Annotated in this window: 23 protein-coding genes; 6 read left to right on the top strand and 17 right to left on the bottom strand. The window is 28.9% G+C overall.

Translation table 11 applies throughout. The features are described 5' to 3' along the window. Positions 1–111 precede the first annotated feature (111 nt). Complete coding sequence (locus CXF68_RS12880; protein WP_157821931.1) at positions 112–942, top strand: M57 family metalloprotease; 831 nt, start codon at positions 112–114, stop codon at positions 940–942. 216 nt (positions 943–1,158) lie between these two features. Here the strand turns inward: CXF68_RS12880 and CXF68_RS12875 are convergent, their stop codons facing one another. The 7 genes from CXF68_RS12875 to CXF68_RS12845 are packed head-to-tail and all read right to left on the bottom strand — an operon-like array spanning position 1,159 to position 4,965. After that, complete coding sequence (locus CXF68_RS12875; protein ID WP_101045255.1) at positions 1,159–1,914, bottom strand: LytTR family DNA-binding domain-containing protein; 756 nt, start codon at positions 1,912–1,914, stop codon at positions 1,159–1,161. A gap of 12 nt (positions 1,915–1,926) precedes the next feature. After that, on the bottom strand, positions 1,927–2,253 hold the full coding sequence (locus tag CXF68_RS12870; RefSeq protein ID WP_101045254.1) for a 2TM domain-containing protein: 327 nt from the start codon (positions 2,251–2,253) through the stop codon (positions 1,927–1,929). Further along, positions 2,243–2,545, bottom strand: a complete 303-nt coding sequence (locus CXF68_RS12865) for a 2TM domain-containing protein (protein ID WP_101045253.1) — start codon at positions 2,543–2,545, stop codon at positions 2,243–2,245. The genes CXF68_RS12870 and CXF68_RS12865 overlap by 11 nt, the downstream gene beginning before the upstream one ends. A gap of 2 nt (positions 2,546–2,547) precedes the next feature. After that, complete coding sequence (locus CXF68_RS12860) at positions 2,548–2,868, bottom strand: 2TM domain-containing protein (protein ID WP_101047513.1); 321 nt, start codon at positions 2,866–2,868, stop codon at positions 2,548–2,550. A gap of 1 nt (position 2,869) precedes the next feature. Next, positions 2,870–3,163, bottom strand: coding sequence for a 2TM domain-containing protein (locus CXF68_RS12855; protein ID WP_101047511.1), 294 nt, complete (start codon positions 3,161–3,163; stop codon positions 2,870–2,872). 1 nt (position 3,164) lies between these two features. Further along, a complete protein-coding gene (locus tag CXF68_RS12850) occupies positions 3,165–4,529 on the bottom strand; it encodes a 2TM domain-containing protein (RefSeq protein ID WP_101045252.1) in 1,365 nt (454 codons plus the stop codon). A 19-nt stretch (positions 4,530–4,548) separates the two neighbouring features. Beyond that, on the bottom strand, positions 4,549–4,965 hold the full coding sequence (locus CXF68_RS12845) for a DUF2141 domain-containing protein (RefSeq protein ID WP_101045251.1): 417 nt from the start codon (positions 4,963–4,965) through the stop codon (positions 4,549–4,551). Positions 4,966–5,116: 151 nt separating this feature from the next. Between CXF68_RS12845 and CXF68_RS12840 the strand changes: the two genes are divergently transcribed. From CXF68_RS12840 to CXF68_RS12830, 3 genes are read left to right on the top strand one after another with little or no spacing between them, the layout of a single operon-like run. Beyond that, on the top strand, positions 5,117–5,611 hold the full coding sequence (locus tag CXF68_RS12840; protein WP_028889292.1) for an RNA polymerase sigma factor: 495 nt from the start codon (positions 5,117–5,119) through the stop codon (positions 5,609–5,611). Between the two features lie 6 nt (positions 5,612–5,617). Next, a complete protein-coding gene (locus CXF68_RS12835; protein ID WP_101045249.1) occupies positions 5,618–6,226 on the top strand; it encodes a hypothetical protein in 609 nt (202 codons plus the stop codon). 6 nt (positions 6,227–6,232) lie between these two features. Next, on the top strand, positions 6,233–6,715 hold the full coding sequence (locus CXF68_RS12830; protein ID WP_101045247.1) for a hypothetical protein: 483 nt from the start codon (positions 6,233–6,235) through the stop codon (positions 6,713–6,715). Here CXF68_RS12830 and CXF68_RS12825 read toward each other — a convergent pair. Further along, the gene (locus tag CXF68_RS12825) at positions 6,712–7,731 is read right to left on the bottom strand and encodes a low specificity L-threonine aldolase (protein WP_101045246.1); all 1,020 of its coding nucleotides are present in this window, start codon (positions 7,729–7,731) and stop codon (positions 6,712–6,714) included. The genes CXF68_RS12830 and CXF68_RS12825 overlap by 4 nt on opposite strands. A 34-nt stretch (positions 7,732–7,765) precedes the next feature. Between CXF68_RS12825 and prfB the strand changes: the two genes are divergently transcribed. Both prfB and arsC read left to right on the top strand, forming a co-directional pair. After that, positions 7,766–8,860 (top strand): peptide chain release factor 2, encoded by a 1,095-nt coding sequence (gene prfB / locus CXF68_RS12820; protein ID WP_101045245.1) that lies wholly within the window; start codon positions 7,766–7,768, stop codon positions 8,858–8,860. 33 nt (positions 8,861–8,893) lie between these two features. Then, positions 8,894–9,235, top strand: a complete 342-nt coding sequence (arsC, locus tag CXF68_RS12815) for an arsenate reductase (glutaredoxin) (protein WP_101045243.1) — start codon at positions 8,894–8,896, stop codon at positions 9,233–9,235. An 80-nt stretch (positions 9,236–9,315) separates the two neighbouring features. Here the strand turns inward: arsC and CXF68_RS12810 are convergent, their stop codons facing one another. The 9 genes from CXF68_RS12810 to CXF68_RS12770 all read right to left on the bottom strand — a co-directional run bounded on the left by CXF68_RS12810 (position 9,316) and on the right by CXF68_RS12770 (position 17,808). Then, positions 9,316–10,269, bottom strand: a complete 954-nt coding sequence (locus CXF68_RS12810; RefSeq protein WP_101045242.1) for a glycosyltransferase family 2 protein — start codon at positions 10,267–10,269, stop codon at positions 9,316–9,318. Further along, positions 10,269–11,048, bottom strand: coding sequence for a DUF3050 domain-containing protein (locus CXF68_RS12805; RefSeq protein ID WP_101045241.1), 780 nt, complete (start codon positions 11,046–11,048; stop codon positions 10,269–10,271). Before CXF68_RS12805 ends, CXF68_RS12810 begins: the two co-directional genes overlap by 1 nt. 71 nt (positions 11,049–11,119) lie before the next feature. After that, the gene (locus CXF68_RS12800) at positions 11,120–11,932 is read right to left on the bottom strand and encodes an enoyl-ACP reductase (protein ID WP_101045240.1); all 813 of its coding nucleotides are present in this window, start codon (positions 11,930–11,932) and stop codon (positions 11,120–11,122) included. 38 nt (positions 11,933–11,970) lie between these two features. Next, entirely contained in the window at positions 11,971–13,623 is a 1,653-nt protein-coding gene (gene recN / locus CXF68_RS12795; protein ID WP_101045239.1) for a DNA repair protein RecN, read from the bottom strand. A gap of 172 nt (positions 13,624–13,795) precedes the next feature. Further along, complete coding sequence (locus CXF68_RS12790; protein ID WP_101045238.1) at positions 13,796–14,686, bottom strand: DUF4835 family protein; 891 nt, start codon at positions 14,684–14,686, stop codon at positions 13,796–13,798. A gap of 129 nt (positions 14,687–14,815) precedes the next feature. After that, positions 14,816–16,024: a bifunctional phosphopantothenoylcysteine decarboxylase/phosphopantothenate--cysteine ligase CoaBC gene (gene coaBC, locus CXF68_RS12785; protein WP_101045235.1), complete on the bottom strand. Its 1,209-nt coding sequence runs from the start codon at positions 16,022–16,024 to the stop codon at positions 14,816–14,818. 1 nt (position 16,025) lies between these two features. Then, a complete protein-coding gene (locus CXF68_RS12780) occupies positions 16,026–16,346 on the bottom strand; it encodes a DNA-directed RNA polymerase subunit omega (protein ID WP_101045234.1) in 321 nt (106 codons plus the stop codon). Between the two features lie 3 nt (positions 16,347–16,349). Further along, on the bottom strand, positions 16,350–17,162 hold the full coding sequence (locus CXF68_RS12775) for an outer membrane protein assembly factor BamD (RefSeq protein ID WP_232771654.1): 813 nt from the start codon (positions 17,160–17,162) through the stop codon (positions 16,350–16,352). A gap of 130 nt (positions 17,163–17,292) precedes the next feature. Further along, on the bottom strand, positions 17,293–17,808 hold the full coding sequence (locus CXF68_RS12770; protein WP_101045232.1) for a ferritin: 516 nt from the start codon (positions 17,806–17,808) through the stop codon (positions 17,293–17,295). Positions 17,809–17,859: the final 51 nt, after the last annotated feature.

The following is a 17,859-nucleotide window of genomic DNA, read 5'->3' as shown; positions in this document are numbered from 1 at the left end:
TTATTATTTTAGTTATTTTACGGAATTTAGCGGTGCGCAAAACACATGTAAATCAATTAATTGAATTTAACATTAATCAAGGCTATGCCTTACAAACAAAACTCTTTTATTATGAGAACTTTAAAATTATTTATGCTTTTTAGCATAATTACAGTTGGATCATTTTTTTCTTGTCAAGAAAATGAAACTCCAGAAAATGAAATTCCAGTAGACAATCAACCAACTCAAAAACAATTAGAAAAACTGCATGACTTGGGCATTAATAATAAAAATGTTACATTTAAAAGTATTACTGATTTAGATGGAATAGCTAAAGACTATTTTGTAAACGACGCAGGTATATCTATTTCTGTTAAAGAAGTAAATAACCATCAAATAACTGAAGCTAGTGCAAGACAATATCATACCAGAAATTTAGTATCTAGTAGTAATAGAACTATTAATGTATTAGGATACACTGGTCTAGGATCAAAAGGATTAGACACTACTAATCAAAAAGCATTAATAAGAGCTGTTGAAAATTATAATAATTTAAATTCATCAATACACATGAATTTAACTTTCGGTACAAATCAAGAAGCAGCTGACATAGTAGTGTATGTACGTTCTGACTTAGGTACTGGTGGATTAGCAGGATTCCCTTCAAACGGTAGAGCTTACAAATGGGCTAGAATTGGACCAGGTGTTTCAAAAAAAGGAACTACGTATGCAACACACGTAATTACACATGAAATGGGGCATTGTGTAGGTTTACGCCATACAGATTGGTTTAACAGAGTTTGTAATGGAAAAGACGAAGGTGAAGGTTCAAACGGAGCATACCATATACCAGGTACTCCTACGGAAATAGATAGAGGATCTATTATGATTTCTTGTGGTACTGGTAACGAAAATGGAGTATTTAATCGTTATGACAAAGTGGCTCTAGAATATTTATACTAGTCAATTATTTAATATAATTGATTTTAAAAAGTAATTTTTAGTAGAAATAACTGTAAAACTCGGTTATTTCTACTTTTTTTCATTCAAAAGTAGAAGTAAGTTCGTTTAGAAACCCTATTTTTTGATACATTCATTTTTAAAAAATGTGTAGAATAATAAAATAGAAGTAAGTTTTACCGATAATATTAATTTTACTACAAAAAAATTAACTTCTTTTTAATCAATCCAGTTTTTAAACTCTTTTACGCGCTCTCTACTTACTATTATTTCTGTATCTGTATAAGAATGTAATACTATCTTTAAACGAGAATTTGTGTATGCTATAATATCTTTGATAGCATTTATATGAACTATAAAAGTTCTATTGACTCTAAAAAAGTGCTCAGGATTTAATTGTTCTTGCCAGTGTTCAAGAGAATGGTCTATTAAATAATTTCGGTTTGCATTTGTATGAATGTATGTTGATTTATTTTCTGAGTAGAAACACTCTATTTCATCTACATGTATAATTTTTATATGCTGACCTACTTTAATTGTAAAGCGCTTTTTAAACTTCCTATCAACAGGGTTTATTAATAGTTTTCTAATGTCATCAATATTAACCTGTACATCAGATTGTTTTGGATTATTCTCTTTAAATTTATCTACTGCAACCTTTAATTCATCTTCATCAAGCGGCTTTAATAAATAATCGATTGAATTTAATTTAAATGCTTTTAAAGCATATTCATCGTAAGCTGTCGTAAAAATAATAGCCGATTTCACTTCTATTTCTTCAAATATTTCAAATGATAATCCGTCAGATAACTGAATGTCTAAAAAGATTAAGTCTGGATGTTTGTTATCTTGAAACCAATTAATAGATTCTTCAACAGAATGTAACATTGTTTGCACTTCTATATTCAATCCAGAAAGCATTCTACTTAATCGTCTTGCTGCTGGCTTCTCATCCTCTATAATAATAACATTCATATCCTTACCTAATTAATTCTTATCCATATACTCTTTAACCTTACGCTCTTCCCAATTTTTACTGAATAAATTTTCTTTCCCAAACACATTGAACGCGTGTATTAGTAAACCTATTCCCCACCAAAAGAAAAAATGATAGTTGTCCATATCAAAAAAAGCTTCTACAAATGAATCTCCGTACTTAATGTCTTTATAAATTCTTCTTCCAATGAAAAACAAATTTACAAGTATATATAAAACCAAATGCTTATAAAATTGTTTAATTTCTGTTACTCTTTGTTGAGCTTTTATATATTTTTCTGACTCACTTGTTAATTCCATACTGCTTTTATTTTTCATTCATTAATTCTTCTACTTTATCTTTTTCCCATTTTTCTATAAAAGTAATTTTATATCTAAAAGTATAGATGCCATGTATTAAAAGTCCGAAAGCCCATAATAAGCTGTTTACCCAAATATTAGCTCTCGCCCATTTTAATGTGCCTGGATTATGGATATTGTTTTCAAATAAATCAAATATCTTATTTGAAAAAAGTAATAAAACAACCATCATAATTGCAAAAACCTGAAGATGGTTATAAAACTTCTTAATTCTTTTTACTCTTTTTTCAACTTGTGTATAATTTTCCATTATTAAAATTTATTGTCATCCATATACTTTTCAACTTGTTTTTTTTCCCATTTTTTACCAAAAAATAAATTAGATCCAAAAACTCCTAACCAGTGAAAAAACACTCCTATTCCCCAAAATAACCAAGTTGAGTAGGTTCCGAAATGAGTTGCTGCTTCTTTAAAGTTTAACTCATTCTCTTGAGTTAATCCAAAAATAATAACCCCAGAAATAAAGATATTCACAAGTATATAAACAGCTAAATGAATATAAAACCCTTTTATTTTTTCTACTCTTTTTTTTGCTAATAAATATTTATGCTCTTCTGTAAAATCTCTTTCCATTTTAGCTCTCATTTTGTTCGTTGATTAATTCTTTAATCTTCTTTTCTTCCCAACCTTTTCCTAAGCCTATCATCTTAAATCCAAAAACATTTAACCAGTGTGAGAAAAGTCCTATTCCCCAACCTACTACAGAAAACCAAAACCAATGAAAGTGTGGCTCAAAATTTAAGTTTGTAAAAATAATAATAGGTATAACTATACAATAAATTGTAAAATGTGTATAAAACCCTTTTATCTTCTTTACTCTTTTCTTAGCTAATTGATACGTATATTCAGGAGTATTATATTTTTCCATTTTATTCATATTTTTTAGTTTTATCTTCTTTCATCATTTCTTTAATTTTTCGTTCTTCCCAGCCTTTACCTAAGAAGATATTGTAATTATTTACTTCTAAAAAATGAAAAGTTAACCCTATTCCCCAACCAAATATCGGAAACCAAAACCAATGAAAGCCTGGTGAAAATTTTAAGTTGATGAATATTAAAAAAGGGATTACCACACAATATGATGCTAAATTTTGATAAAATTCTTTTAATTTCTCTACTCGTTCTATAGCTCTTACATATTTGCTATTTTCAATATTATTTGTACTAAATGACATATCTCTTGTTTTTGTTAACAGTGGTAAACTCACTGTAAATATTTTATTATTATTTGTTATTTCAACACTTTTATTGGTTATTAAACCATAACGATCTGCAATATTTCTCAATCCAACCTTCGTACTTTTTCCTAGAGTTTCTTTAGGATTGATATTGTTACTAATCTTTAAAAAACCATCTTCTTCAAAAATATTTATCTCTAATGGTTTTGATGATGATACCACGTTGTGTTTTACTGCATTTTCTAATAGCAATTGTAATGATAATGGCACAATTTTTAATTCTGAATTACTTACCTCACTAGGTATATTAAATTGTACTGCATCTTCAAACCGCATTTGTAATAATTCCATATACGCTCTAGCAAATTTCAGTTCTTCTTCTAACGGAATTAACTCTTTATTACGCTGCTCTAAAACATATCTGTAAATTTTAGATAGTTTGGTTGTAAATTTTTCTGCTTGCTTTGGATTTTCTCCGATTAAAGAAGTTAATACATTTAAGCTATTGAATAAAAAATGTGGATCTATCTGGTTTTTTAAAGTCTCAAATTTTGCTGTTTCTGTCTTCGCTACAATTTCATGTTGTGTCGTTTCTTGTTTTATTGATGCTTTCCAGTTTTTCATAAAACCACGTGCATGTAAGAAAGCCGATATTGCAAACGCAAAAATTATCCAGAATAAGTGATTCCAAATCATTCTTTCAGAAAAAAAGTACTTCGGGTGATTATCTTTTAGAATAAAAAACAAGAAATAGTGAATCCCTAATATTACAGGAACAGTATACAAAACAGTTCCTATTATACCTGCCCAAACTCGTTTATTTGTTTCAGTAACCCAACTCCATTGGGTACTTAAATAATCATTTAAAAAACCATTTCCCAATCCTAATCCAAAAGAATACATTGCTGAGACAAAAAATGTAAAGGCTATATCTTTTAATGTAAATTGTTGATTTATGAACATAAAAAATATTCCAAATATTAAAGTAATTTTTAAGCAAGCAATCACTCCCTCTTTTATTTTCTCTAAAGTAAAAACACCTTTTGCAGACTTCATTTTCTATTCTTTTTAATTACTAAAACTTAATTTCTAAAGATACATTTTTATCTACAACACTAAATTTTGCATCTTCAAATTCAGGAGGGCCAAAACGATTTATATTATTTGTTGAAACCCCATAATCTTCAATTGGCATTCCATTCGGTTGAAAATCCATTTTATCATTATCATTTTTATCATGAAAACAAATAACAGCGTATTCACCTTTAGGTACATTATTAAAAACAACAATACTTTTACCTTCTTTTATAACAGATGATTTTGCCTCTATAGGCTCTTTTCTAAAATTTTCTTTGTCGTATAACGCATAACTTACTTTTCCTGCATCAGAAGTAGCATTAATAACAATAGCTGTTATTTTATTATTTTGAGCAGTCAATTTTTCTGTTACAAAGAATACAATAATTAGTAAAGAGATAGTTAAGAATTTCATGATTTTAATTTTATTGGTTAAACACATTACAAATATGCTTCTGAAGTCTCGTTTTTAAAACTAAAAAGAACTCAATTGTATTTTTTTTAGGATGAACTGTAACAATTCGTATTTTTGAGCTACTTATAGATAATCAACTGTACTAAACTTAGTGAAAAAAGAACTAGAAAATAAATTTTTAGCAGATTTCGAAGCCAATCAAAACATTGTGCACAAGATATGTAGGCTTTACACTACTAATCAAGACGCACATAACGATTTGTTTCAAGAGATAACTATTCAGTTATGGAAAAACTATAGTAAATTTAGAGGAGACGCTAAATTTAGTACTTGGATGTATCGAGTGGCTTTAAACACCGCAATTTCTTTATATAGAAAATCTACGAGAACTGTAAAAACGCAAGATATTGCCGATTATGCTTTTAAAATAAAAGCTGAAGATTATGATGAAACTGAAGAACTACAATTAAAAGCATTATACAATGCAATTCGTAAACTAAATGATATTGATAAAGCACTTATTTTCTTATACTTAGAAGATAAACCTTACAAGGAAATATCTGTAACTTTAGGTATTAGTGAAGTAAATGCTAGAGTTAAAATGAACAGAGCAAAAGATAAATTAAGAAAAGTATTAAACCCATAATCAGAGATGGATTTAGATAAATATAAAAAAGCATGGGATAATCAACCTAAAGAAACAGATACTGTTTCTAAAGTTGATATCTATAAAATGGCACATTCCAAGTCATCATCAATAGTAAAATGGATTTTTATTATTGGAATATTAGAGTTTTTAATATTAAACTCTATGTATCTTTTTATTGATATGGATGAAACAAATAAAGAGTATGAAAAGTTAGGGTTAAGTGAGTTTATGATTTATTCTCAGGTAATAGCTTATCTTATATTATTATATTTTTTAGTTATGTTTTATTTGAATTATAAAAACATTTCAGTTACTGATTCTACAAAACAATTAATGTCTAAAATTGTAAAAACACGAAAAACTGTAAAATATTATGTTTTATTTAATTTATTATTCATGTTTATCGTTGCTATTTCTGTTTCAATAGCTTCAGTAAAGTCTCAACCAGAGTTAAACTCATCTCAAATACTAGTTTTTGTTTTAATTACTACCTTTATTTTATTAGTGCTACTGGCCTTATTATGGTTGTTCTACCAACTACTTTATGGAATTTTATTAAAAAAATTAAACAAAAATTACAAAGAATTGACTAAATTGGAGGAATTAAATTAATTTCTCATGAAAAAAATAATTTTGTTTTGTTTTCTTTTATCATCAATAGTAAGTTTTTCTCAAGAATCTAATTTTTGGGACAATGTTCGTTTTGGTGGTTCTTTTGGTCTTAGCTTTGGTTCTAACAGTACCACAATCGCTGTTTCACCTAGTGCTATTTATGATTTTAATGAAGAATTTTCTTTAGGTGGTAGTATTGGATATCTATATAATAAGAGTAAAAATTATAGTGCAAATGTCTATTCTGCTAGTATTATTACTTTATACAGACCTATTCGTACAATAGAATTTTCTGGTGAATTAATACAATCTTATGTTAATAAAACTATCGGAATTATTAAAGACAATTATAGTTATCCTTCTTTAAATCTTGGTGCTGCATATGTCACAGGGAAAATTGCGTTTGGAGTTCAATATGACGTCTTACATAAAGAAGATAAGAGCATATATTCAAACCCCTTATCTCCTTTTGTAAGAGTTTTCTTCTAAAAGTTTTTAAGTTCCTTTAATAGTTTTTCTAGCATTTCATTTGTAAAATCTAAATGGGTAACAATACGTATTTTACCTTCTCCCATAGAAATTAATAAAATACCCTTTTCCTCCATTTTATTAATAAAACCTATTGGATCAATGGTATCATTTACATAAAAAATGATAATATTAGTTTCAATAGTTTCAACTTTTTTCACATAAGAACAGTTCACTAAGATTTCCCCTATTTGTTGTGCTTTTTTATGATCTTCTGCTAAACGATTTACATTATTGTCTAGAGCATAAATTGCTGCTGCAGCTAAAAAACCCGCTTGTCGCATTCCTCCTCCAAATAACTTACGCACTCGTAATGCTTTTTCTATATGTTGCTTGGTTCCGATAAGTATAGATCCTACTGGTGCCCCTAATCCTTTTGATAAACAAATAGAAATCGTATCAAATAACTCACCGTACTGTTCTGTTGTTTCATTTTTAGCCACCAATGCATTAAACAAACGTGCTCCATCTAAATGAAATGCTAAATCATTATCCTTTGTTATTTTTTGAATTTTCTTTAATTCTTCAAAATCCCAACAAGCTCCTCCTCCTTTATTTGTTGTGTTTTCAATACAAACCAATCTATTAAATGGAACATGAATATCTCCTCTACCTATAACAGCCTTTGCTAATTGACTTGCCGTAAACATTCCTCTATCTCCATCTATTAAATGAGATGTTACTCCAGAATTAAAAGCAGCTCCTCCACCTTCATAATTATATACATGTGCCCATTTATCACAAAACATTTTATCACCTGGCTGAGTATGTATTTTTATAGCAACTTGATTAGCCATTGTTCCTGAAGGAAAAAACAAAGCCGCTTCCATATTAAACATTTTAGCAACCTTTTCTTGTAACTCATTCACAGTTGGGTCAGCTCCAAAAACATCATCACCAACCTTTGCGTTCATCATTGCATCCAACATCTCTTTTGTTGGCTTGGTAACTGTATCGCTTATTAAGTTTATTTCCATTTTTATCTACGATTTTAAAATGTATTTTTGTTCTATGATTACACACGAACAGCTTAAAAATATTACTGAACGAATTGGCAAGTTAAAAGGATATTTAGAGATTGACAAGAAGTTGATTGAAATTAATAATGAAGAAGAAAAAACTGTTGATCCAAATTTCTGGAATAAACCAAAGGAGGCTGAAGTTTTAATGAAATCTCTCCGTTTAAAAAAGAGATGGGTTAGTGATTACAATTCAGTAATCTTAATGAATGATGATCTTACAATTTTGTATGATTTTTATAAAGAAGATGAAGTTGACGAAACTGAAGTAATTGAACAATTTGATAAAACAAGTACTTTTTTAGAAGATATTGAATTTAAAAATATGCTTTCTGAAGAAGGTGATAATTTAAGCGCTACTATTCAAATAACAGCCGGTGCAGGTGGTACCGAAAGTTGTGACTGGGTAGAAATGCTAATGCGTATGTATACCATGTGGGCAGAAAAACAAGGTTTTAAATTAAAAACTTTAAATTATCAGGCTGGTGATATTGCGGGTGTAAAAACAGTTACCATAGAGTTTGATGGCGATTATGCCTTCGGATGGTTAAAAGGTGAAAACGGCGTACATCGTTTAGTTAGAATTTCTCCTTTTGATAGTAACGGTAAACGACATACTACTTTTGGCTCTGTATATGTGTATCCTGTAGCAGATGATACTATTGAAATAGAAATAAATCCTGCTGATATTGAAATCGTTACTGCAAGATCAAGTGGTGCTGGTGGACAAAATGTAAATAAAGTTGAAACTAAAGTTCAATTAACGCATAAACCAAGTGGTATTCAAATTCAATGTTCTAACTCGCGCTCACAACATGATAATAGAGCTACTGCTTTAAAAATGTTAAAATCACAATTGTACGAAATTGAATTACAAAAAAGATTAGCTACAAGAGAAAATATAGAAGCAGGGAAACTTAAAACCGAATGGGGAAGCCAAATTCGAAATTATGTAATGCATCCTTATAAATTAGTAAAAGATGTACGTACAGGCCATGAAACAGGAAATGTTGCAGCAGTAATGGATGGAAACATCAATCCTTTTTTAAAATCTTATTTAATGTTAAACGGACAAAAAGATAACTAAGTTGTTATTTATTAAAATAAACCATACTTAATAATGATAAAAATATACCACAATAGCAGATGCAGCAAATCACGTTGCGGATTAGAAATTTTAGAAAACTCTGGAAAAGAATTTGAAGTTGTAAAATACTTAGAAAACATTCCTACTGAAAATGAATTAACAGCCATTATTAATTTACTGAAAATCACTCCAATTGAACTTGTTCGTAAGAATGAAAAAATTTGGAAAGAGGAATTTAAAGGAAAAGAATTATCTGATGCTGATGTTATAAAAGCTATGGTTGATAATCCTAAGTTAATAGAACGTCCGATCGTTATAAACGGTAATAAAGCTGTTATTGGTCGTCCTTCTGAAAATATTTTAGCCATTATTTAATATTAAATCGTCATTACGATTAAAGAGGAAGTAATCTATTCTAAAATAAATTACTTACTCATTCTTCCCCGTAATGACGTTTATTTTTTTAAAAACTTCGACTCCAAAAAACCCAAACCATAACCATAAAACTGTGTAAAAGTCGTTATAATACTTAAAAAAGCAACTTTACTATTTTTATTCTGACTTAATGAGTCTATAAAAATAAATAAGAAATAAAAGCTATAAAAAACTAAGAATTGCCAGTAACCAAAAAAACTTAAGATTATACTTGTATCAAAACCTATAATAAACATACTAGGAAACCAATAGGTAATTTTTGCTGTTTTTGGATACTTTTTATTTAAAATTGGTCTTGCAGTACCAAAAGCAAAAGTCTGCTTAAAAAACTGTTTTATAGTACTTCTACGCTTATGATACACAAATGCTTTTTCAATTAATTGAGTTTCAAATTCATTTTCCCATAAACGAAACGTTAAATCAATATCTTCTCCTGCCTTCATCTTAGAAAAACCTGATGTTTTTTCAAAAGCTTCTTTAGAGATCCCTAAATTAAAACTTCTTGGTTGAAATTTTCCTACTCCTTTCTTCTTTCCTCTAATCCCCCCTGTTGTTAATACCGAAGTCATCGAGTAATTAATTGCTTTTTGCAGTGGAGTAAAACTATGATGTGCTGCATCAGGGCCTCCAAAAGCATCTGTATAGTTTTCTTGTAATGTTTTTTTAACCTTTGATAAATAATGAGGTGGCACAATTACATCTGAATCTAAAATAATAAAATAATTACCATTAGCACGTTCCATTCCGAAATTACGACTTGCCCCTGCACCACTATTATCTTTATAAAAATATTGTATACTTAGTTTATTCTTATAACTCTTCACAACATCCTCTGAAGAATTTTGTGATCCATCTTCAACAATAACTATCTCAAAACTATCTATGAATTCTTGCTCTACAAGACTTTTAAGCAATTCATCAATTTCTTGTGGACGGTTATAAACTGGAACAATTATGGAGAATTTTAATTTCATTACACTAAAATACTTTTGTTTATTTTTTTAGCAATACCATTCCATAAATTAATTCTCTTTTGTAGAGATTCTTTTGCATAATACAATACATCATCCCATTTTTGTTGGTCTTCTCCACACAATTCTTCTATCATTTGTAGAGATAGTGGCCCATGTTCATCACCATCTAATTCTATATGTCTTTTTAAATAATACGTTAATTTATTATAACTAAAGTTCGCTTTCTCTTCGGTATTCTTAACTATTTCAAAAAACATATCAGGTATTACATCTTCTCTACCAAAGGTAAAACTAGATGCAATAATATGTGGTTCTGAAGTGTTTATAACATCAAACGTAAATTTTATAAATTCCTTTACTTCATCAATAACTAAACTATTACTTACTACTTCATTAATATTTTTATCTTCTATTAATTTAAAGATAAAAGAAGTAATTTCAGAAATATCAGCACCTGCTTCTTTCATGGCGTCAATATACATTTCGAAATGACTTTTAGGTTCTCCTAACTCATTTACATCCGTTTCCTCACAAAGCACAATTTCATTAATAAATCGTGCTGTTTTTGGATTTACAACAGGAATCCATGGTAAACTCACACAAGTTAATTGTTGTTGTAATACTTTTAGTAACGACATAAAATCCCAAACTGCAAAAACATGAGACTCCATAAATGTTTTTATATCATCAATCTTTTTTAATGATGTATATAAAGTATGTTCTTTTAATTGTTTTCTTAAAGGTGCTAATTCCTTTTCAATATGTAAAGTCGTATTCATTTTTTAATAGTTATAAATAAAAAATGCAAATCTAGTGATTTGCATTTTATAATTTTTCTATGATTTAAAAATTACTCTTCAGTAAATTTATCCATTACCGCTTCACTAACTCCCATATTAGAGAATCCTCCATCATGAAATAAGTTTTGAAGTGTTACTTTTTTAGTTAAATCAGAAAACAATGAAATCGTATAATCTGCACATTCTAATGCTGTTGCATTTCCTAAAGGAGACATTTTTTCAGCATACGAAATAAACCCATCAAAACCTTTTACCCCTTGTCCAGCAGTAGTTGGCGTTGGTGATTGAGAAATCGTATTTACACGTACTTTATGATCACGTCCAAAAAAATATCCAAAACTACGAGCTATAGATTCTAAATATGCTTTATTATCAGCCATATCATTATAATCAGGAAATACTCTCTGAGCTGCCATATATGTTAACGCAACAACACTTCCCCATTCGTTCATGGCTTGTTTGTTATATAAAACATTCATTACTTTATGAAAAGAAACTGCTGAAACATCCCATCCTTTTGTTGTAAAATCATATTTAGAATCTGTATAATGACGCCCTTTACGTACATTAACTGACATACCAATTGAGTGCAAAACAAAATCTATTTTACCTCCCAAAATCTCCATTGATTTTTCAACTAAATTTGTTATGTCATCCATAGAAGTAGCATCTGCTGGTATAATCTCAGATCCTGTTTTTTCTGCTAATTCTTTAATCTGTCCCATACGCATTGCAATAGGCGCATTCGTCAATACAAACTCTGCTCCTTCCTCATGTGCACGTTCAGCAACCTTCCATGCAATAGAGTTTTCATCTAATGCTCCAAAAATAATTCCTTTTTTACCCTTTAATAAGTTGTACATATTTTACTTTTTAATGTATGTAGTTGTTTGTTTTATACTTAATTCAATAATTCTTTTGCATGTGTTAACGCGCTTTCTGAAATGTCTTTACCACTTAACATTTCTGCTATTTCAATTACACGTTCGTCATTAGATAATAATTTTAAGTTTGATGTTGTAACTCCGTCTTCCTCTCCCTTATACACCTTATAATGCTGTAATCCTTTTGCTGCAATTTGCGGTAAATGTGTAATTGTTATTACTTGCATATTCGCTCCCATATCTTGCATTATTTTTGCAATTTTATTCGATACTTCTCCAGATACTCCTGTGTCAATTTCATCAAAAATAATAGTAGGTAATTTTGTATTTTCTGATAGAATTTTTTTTATTGATAGCATTATTCTAGATAATTCTCCTCCTGATGCTACTTTTTTAAGTTCACCAAAACTCCCTCCTTTATTAGCTGAAAACAAAAATGATAAAACATCTTTACCATTCGTAAAATAATCATCTGAATGGCTTAAATCGATAGAAAAACGAGCATTTGGCATCCCCAATTCTGTCAATAAATACTCTAATTCTTTTTGCAACTTAGGTATTGCTTTGTTTCGAGATTTAGTAATCATACCAGCAACTTCATCTAACTTTATAGATACTCCTTTTATTTCAGCATTTTTAGCATCAATCAATGTTTCTGCTCCTTCTACTTGTGCAACTTTATCTGATAATGATTTATGAATAATTAGTAGTTCTTTGATCGACTCAACAGAATGCTTCTTTTGTAAATTATATATTAATTGTAATCTATCATTTAATTCTTCAATCTCATTTGGATTGAATTCTACTTCTTCATTAGCACTTTCTAATTCTGAAATTACGTCGTCTAATTCAATTTTTATACTTGAAATTCTTTTTGATAGGTCATCATAATTTTTAGAAAAAGAACTAATTTTTTGTAGATTATTTTCTACCCCATTAAATAAGCTTTGTAAGCCAACATCTTCATTTATTGAAACTTGTAGGGCTTCTGATAAATTTAACTTTATCTCTTCAATATTATTTAATCTGTCTAATTTTTCTTCTAAAACTTCTTGTTCACCTGTTTTTAAACTAGCTTCTTCTAACTCATTAAATAAATGTAAATTATACTCATATTGCTCATTAGATTTTTCAGTTTCTTCTTGAAGAGCCTTTAAATCTTTTTTTAATAGCGAATATTTACGCATACCTCTTTTATAAGAAGCTATTTTGGTTTGATTCTTTCCCAAGGCATCAATAACAGAAAACTGAAACGCAGCATCTGATAATTGTAATGTTTGATGTTGTGAATGAATATCTATCAATTTACTCTTTAAAGCAGATAAAACTGATAAATTCACAGGAGTGTCGTTTACAAACGCTCTTGACTTACCTGAAGGTAAAATTTCTCTACGAATAATAGTTTCTTCTTCGTAATCAATATCTAACTTTTCAAATAAACTTTGCAAAGAATATTCGTTAACAGCAAACTTAGCCTCAATAACACATTTTTTTTCTGTGTTCTTTAAGGAAGATAAATCAGCACGATTACCCATTACCAAGCCTAATGCTCCTAATAAAATGGATTTCCCTGCTCCTGTTTCACCTGTTATGATAGATAAACCTTTTGTAAAGTCAATCGATAAATGATTGATTAACGCGTAATTATGTATGGATAAGTGTGTCAGCAAATTCTATTCTTTATAAGTAATAAAAATACAAATTTTCAATGAATTATATAACTAAAAAAAGAATGGAAGTTTAGATATAAAATAACTAAGAAAACAGAGGTCGTAACTATACTAAAAAAGTATCAAATACAATTACTTAATCACTTTTAACAAAGAGGTACTAAAAGTAATTTTATTTAATTTTTTTCCATTTATCTTTATAAGTAGGTGCAATTTTGCTCAATACACTAAGCATTTTTTGTGTACTTTTCGCAGGTTTTCCATCAGAAAATACATTTGAAATTTCATCACCTTTAGCATCTAAAAAAACACGAATCATATAATTACCTATCGTAATGTTATGCAATTTATCTAATGCTATAACATTATCTTGAATTGTTTGTTTTGCTGTTTCTTTATTCTCTGAAAAATTATCAAATCCCTTTCTGTGATACTCGTAAAAAATAGTTCGTAAAGGATTAAATTTAGAAGACAATAAATTATCAATTAACGCAAAACGATTTTGTTTTCCTACTTGGTTTTGCCATCCTGTTTCACCACTAGATTGCGCTTGTAGCATAACATTTTCTGCTTTTTTAAAATAATTCGTTCCTGATTTTAATGCAAAAGTATCAGCATCTACACCTAAAATCGTATACACATAAAAAGCAATTGTTGATACTAAATTAGATTCATAATTATTTGGGTTAAAAATTAACGGTGCAAACTCACTATAACTAAAATTAAAATTAGTGTCGTTAATATTTAAAACAGGAGTAGCATAAGAAGAGTTGTATACAGGTCTTGTAGATTGTACTTGTATTGTTGCATTAAAATTATTACCACTCTGCTCGTTTACAATAATGGTAAAGGCACAATTAATTCGTTCTTGTTGTTTGTAATTTTTGTTAGTCCATTGTTTTTCATTAATAAACTCAGTTAATGATTTTTCTAATGTTTCATAAACTTGTTTATTACTACTCTGAACTTTATCTGTATTTATCGTTACAAAAGCGTTTAATTCTTGCGATTGCATTGTAAAAACTGATAATGTGATAAAAAGAAAAAAGAAAAAATTACGCATTTATTATAATTTTATTTGTCTGGTCAAGCGCAGTCGAGACCTATTAAAACCTCTCGAAAAACTGCGTTTGTATCTTCAAAGTAAAAAACATTTCACTTTTCAATAATACCCGAGAAGATAATATAATTATTATTTAATTTTATTGATAATTTCATTAATTATATCTACTGACACTTCCTTTTTAGACTTTAAACCGAATACTTTTTGGTTAAATTCAGCATCAATAATAGTAACTTTATTAGTATCTGTAGCAAAACCAGCTCCCTTATCTTGTAACGAATTTAAGATAATTAAATCTAAGTTCTTACGTGTAATTTTATTTTTTGCATTTTCAACTTCATTATTTGTTTCTAATGCAAATCCTACCAATAATTGATTTGTTTTAATAGCTCCTAATGATTTTAAAATATCTTTTGTAGGCTCTAATTCTATAGTTAACGTTGAATCTTTCTTTTTTATTTTCTGCGTTGCAATATTTTTTGGTCTATAATCTGCAACAGCAGCAGATAAAATTGCAATATCGACATCATTATAATAGGTATGACAAGCATCATACATATCTTGAGCTGATTTTACATCAACTCTTTTAATAAAAGAATGTGTTACTTTTTGATAAGAAGGTCCTGATACTAAAACAACTTCAGCTCCTAAATTAGCTGCCGTTTTAGCTATTTCAAATCCCATTTTACCCGAAGAATGATTTCCAATAAAACGAACAGGATCAATCGCTTCATATGTTGGACCAGCTGTTATTAGTATTTTTTTTCCACGAAGTGGTAATTTAGATGCAATATCTTTTTCTATAAAAGCAATAATATCTTCAGGTTCTGCCATACGACCTTCACCAACCAATCCGCTTGCTAACTCACCAGAAGTAGCTGGGATTAAAATATTACCAAAATTTTGTAAACTTTCAAAACTCTTTTTTGTTGACGGATGCTTATACATATCCAGATCCATTGCTGGTGCAAAATAAACTGGGCATTTTGCTGATAAATATGTTGCTAACAACAAATTATCACAAGTACCGTTTGTCATTTTAGACATCGTATTTGCAGTTGCTGGTGCGATTATCATTAAATCTGCCCAAAGCCCTAAATCAACATGATTGTTCCAAAGTTCATTTTCATCTTCTTTTTCGTAAAAAGTAGAATGAACCGGGTTTTTAGATAAGGTGGAAAGTGTAAGAGGTGTAATAAAATCTTTTGACGCAGGAGTCATTACGACCATAACTTCTGCGCCAGATTTTATAAATAAACGAACTAAGTTCGCTGTTTTATATGCGGCAATACCTGCAGTAACGCCAAGTAATACTTTTTTACCGCTTAATACAGACATCTTATTCGGTTTCTGGAGTTCTATAATATATTTCCCCATTTAACCATTCATCTACAGCAATAGCATGAGGCTTTGGTAAACGTTCGTAAAACTTAGAAACTTCTATTTGTTCTTTATTTTCAAAAACTTCTTCTAAACTATCGTTATAAGTAGCAAATTCATCTAACTTATCAACTAATTCTTTCTTTAAATCAGAATTAATTTGATTCGCTCTTTTAGCTATAATTGAAATAGCTTCATAGATATTCTCTGTTGGAGCTTCGATAGCTTCTTTATTATAAGTAATAGTACTTAATGGTGCTTTCGTTTCTTTATAATCCATTTTTTAACTTTTAACTAATTGTTCTTGTTCTTTATTTAATGCTGCTAACATTTCATTCGAGTCTTTCATAAATTTCGATTCAGGAAAGCTTCTCTTTAATTTATCGTACGCCTTTTTAGCTGTTTTAATTCTATCAGCTTTTCTACGCGACGTACTCTTCATAACAAAATCATGTGCTGCTTTTAAACGATAATATAATGCTTCTTCTTTATATTTCGTTCCTAAATAATCTGATAGTAAATTATCAAAAGCTGTAATAGCTGCCCTATAATTTCTAGAATCATAGCCTGCAGTTTTATAATATGTTTTTGCTATTTCAAATGCTTTTTTTTCTAATTTACTTCTTAATTCAGCATAATACTTATTAGCTTCATCTAATTTATCTGAATTTGGATATCGATCAATAAATGATTGAAACGATTCTAACGCTTTTCTTGTATTTGTTGGATCTAAACTAAAACCTGGTGAATCTTTATAATAACTCAATGCCGATAAAAAAGCAGCTTCTTCTCGTTTAGAACTTTTAGGGTAGTTTTTTGTAAACCTATTAAAATAATAACCAGCTAAACCATAATTTTTCTCGTTAAAATTCGATTGGGATACCATAAACTGTATACGTTCCATCTGAGGTTTACCTCTATAAGATGGTGTTATTTTTTCAAACAAACGTAATGCTTTACTGTACTTTTGTGTTTCGTACATTTTGGTAGCCATCTTGTATTGTTCTTCAATACTTCCCTTATTCAATACTTTTTGATATTCTCCACATGAAGACAAGATCAATAGCATTACAATTATATACGCTAAATTTTTCATTTTTTGCATTTGGCAAAATTAGTAATTAATTATGGATTATTAAAACGATTTTTCACTCTAAATAGAGTATTGCAATAAACCATTAAATCTATTATAAAAACTCGTAATAGTTATTAAATGTTTGTTAATCTTATTCTGCAGTATTTGTAGCTCCTTGTGCAACGATTTGTTTTACATCATTATCAAACAAATATAAACCTCCTTTATCATCACCAATTAAATTAATTTTATCTAAAATATTTCTAGCTAAAGCTTCTTCTTCTATTTGTTCTGCAACATACCATTGTAAAAAATTATGTGTTGCATAATCTCTTTCTTCTAGAGTAATATGTACTAAATCATTTATAGATTTTGATACCATTACTTCATGATTAAACAATGTTTGAAACATCTCTTTAAATGATCCAAACTCAGTTGGTGGTGCTGCTAAATCAGAAACTTGAGCATGCCCTCCTCTCTCATTTACAAATTTCACTAACTTTAACATATGCATACGTTCTTCATCTGAATGTGCATACATAAACTGTGATACTCCTTCAAACCCTTGAGTTTCTGCCCAACATGCCATTGATAAGTATACTTGAGATGATTCTGCTTCTATTTTTATTTGCTTATTTAAAGCATTTTCTATTTTTTTTGATAACATTATTTATTTTTTTAAGAGTTTTTTTAAAGAGGTATTCTAAAATTTTAAACA

Source organism: Tenacibaculum sp. Bg11-29, assembly GCF_002836595.1.
Classification (GTDB): domain Bacteria; phylum Bacteroidota; class Bacteroidia; order Flavobacteriales; family Flavobacteriaceae; genus Polaribacter.
The sequence above is the reverse complement of the archived record's forward strand: the minus strand, read 5'-3'. Positions and strand labels throughout refer to the sequence as shown.

Coding starts and splice junctions, on each gene's coding strand:
- CXF68_RS12880 (WP_157821931.1), top strand. CDS start 112: ATGAGAACTTTAAAATTATTTATGCTTTTTAGCATAATTACAGTTGGA.
- CXF68_RS12875 (WP_101045255.1), bottom strand. CDS start 1,914: ATGAATGTTATTATTATAGAGGATGAGAAGCCAGCAGCAAGACGATTA.
- CXF68_RS12870 (WP_101045254.1), bottom strand. CDS start 2,253: ATGAAAAATAAAAGCAGTATGGAATTAACAAGTGAGTCAGAAAAATAT.
- CXF68_RS12865 (WP_101045253.1), bottom strand. CDS start 2,545: ATGGAAAATTATACACAAGTTGAAAAAAGAGTAAAAAGAATTAAGAAG.
- CXF68_RS12860 (WP_101047513.1), bottom strand. CDS start 2,868: ATGGAAAGAGATTTTACAGAAGAGCATAAATATTTATTAGCAAAAAAA.
- CXF68_RS12855 (WP_101047511.1), bottom strand. CDS start 3,163: ATGGAAAAATATAATACTCCTGAATATACGTATCAATTAGCTAAGAAA.
- CXF68_RS12850 (WP_101045252.1), bottom strand. CDS start 4,529: ATGAAGTCTGCAAAAGGTGTTTTTACTTTAGAGAAAATAAAAGAGGGA.
- CXF68_RS12845 (WP_101045251.1), bottom strand. CDS start 4,965: ATGAAATTCTTAACTATCTCTTTACTAATTATTGTATTCTTTGTAACA.
- CXF68_RS12835 (WP_101045249.1), top strand. CDS start 5,618: ATGGATTTAGATAAATATAAAAAAGCATGGGATAATCAACCTAAAGAA.
- CXF68_RS12830 (WP_101045247.1), top strand. CDS start 6,233: ATGAAAAAAATAATTTTGTTTTGTTTTCTTTTATCATCAATAGTAAGT.
- CXF68_RS12825 (WP_101045246.1), bottom strand. CDS start 7,731: ATGGAAATAAACTTAATAAGCGATACAGTTACCAAGCCAACAAAAGAG.
- prfB (WP_101045245.1), top strand. CDS start 7,766: ATGATTACACACGAACAGCTTAAAAATATTACTGAACGAATTGGCAAG.
- arsC (WP_101045243.1), top strand. CDS start 8,894: ATGATAAAAATATACCACAATAGCAGATGCAGCAAATCACGTTGCGGA.
- CXF68_RS12810 (WP_101045242.1), bottom strand. CDS start 10,269: ATGAAATTAAAATTCTCCATAATTGTTCCAGTTTATAACCGTCCACAA.
- CXF68_RS12805 (WP_101045241.1), bottom strand. CDS start 11,048: ATGAATACGACTTTACATATTGAAAAGGAATTAGCACCTTTAAGAAAA.
- CXF68_RS12800 (WP_101045240.1), bottom strand. CDS start 11,932: ATGTACAACTTATTAAAGGGTAAAAAAGGAATTATTTTTGGAGCATTA.
- CXF68_RS12790 (WP_101045238.1), bottom strand. CDS start 14,686: ATGCGTAATTTTTTCTTTTTTCTTTTTATCACATTATCAGTTTTTACA.
- coaBC (WP_101045235.1), bottom strand. CDS start 16,024: ATGTCTGTATTAAGCGGTAAAAAAGTATTACTTGGCGTTACTGCAGGT.
- CXF68_RS12780 (WP_101045234.1), bottom strand. CDS start 16,346: ATGGATTATAAAGAAACGAAAGCACCATTAAGTACTATTACTTATAAT.
- CXF68_RS12775 (WP_232771654.1), bottom strand. CDS start 17,162: ATGAAAAATTTAGCGTATATAATTGTAATGCTATTGATCTTGTCTTCA.
- CXF68_RS12770 (WP_101045232.1), bottom strand. CDS start 17,808: ATGTTATCAAAAAAAATAGAAAATGCTTTAAATAAGCAAATAAAAATA.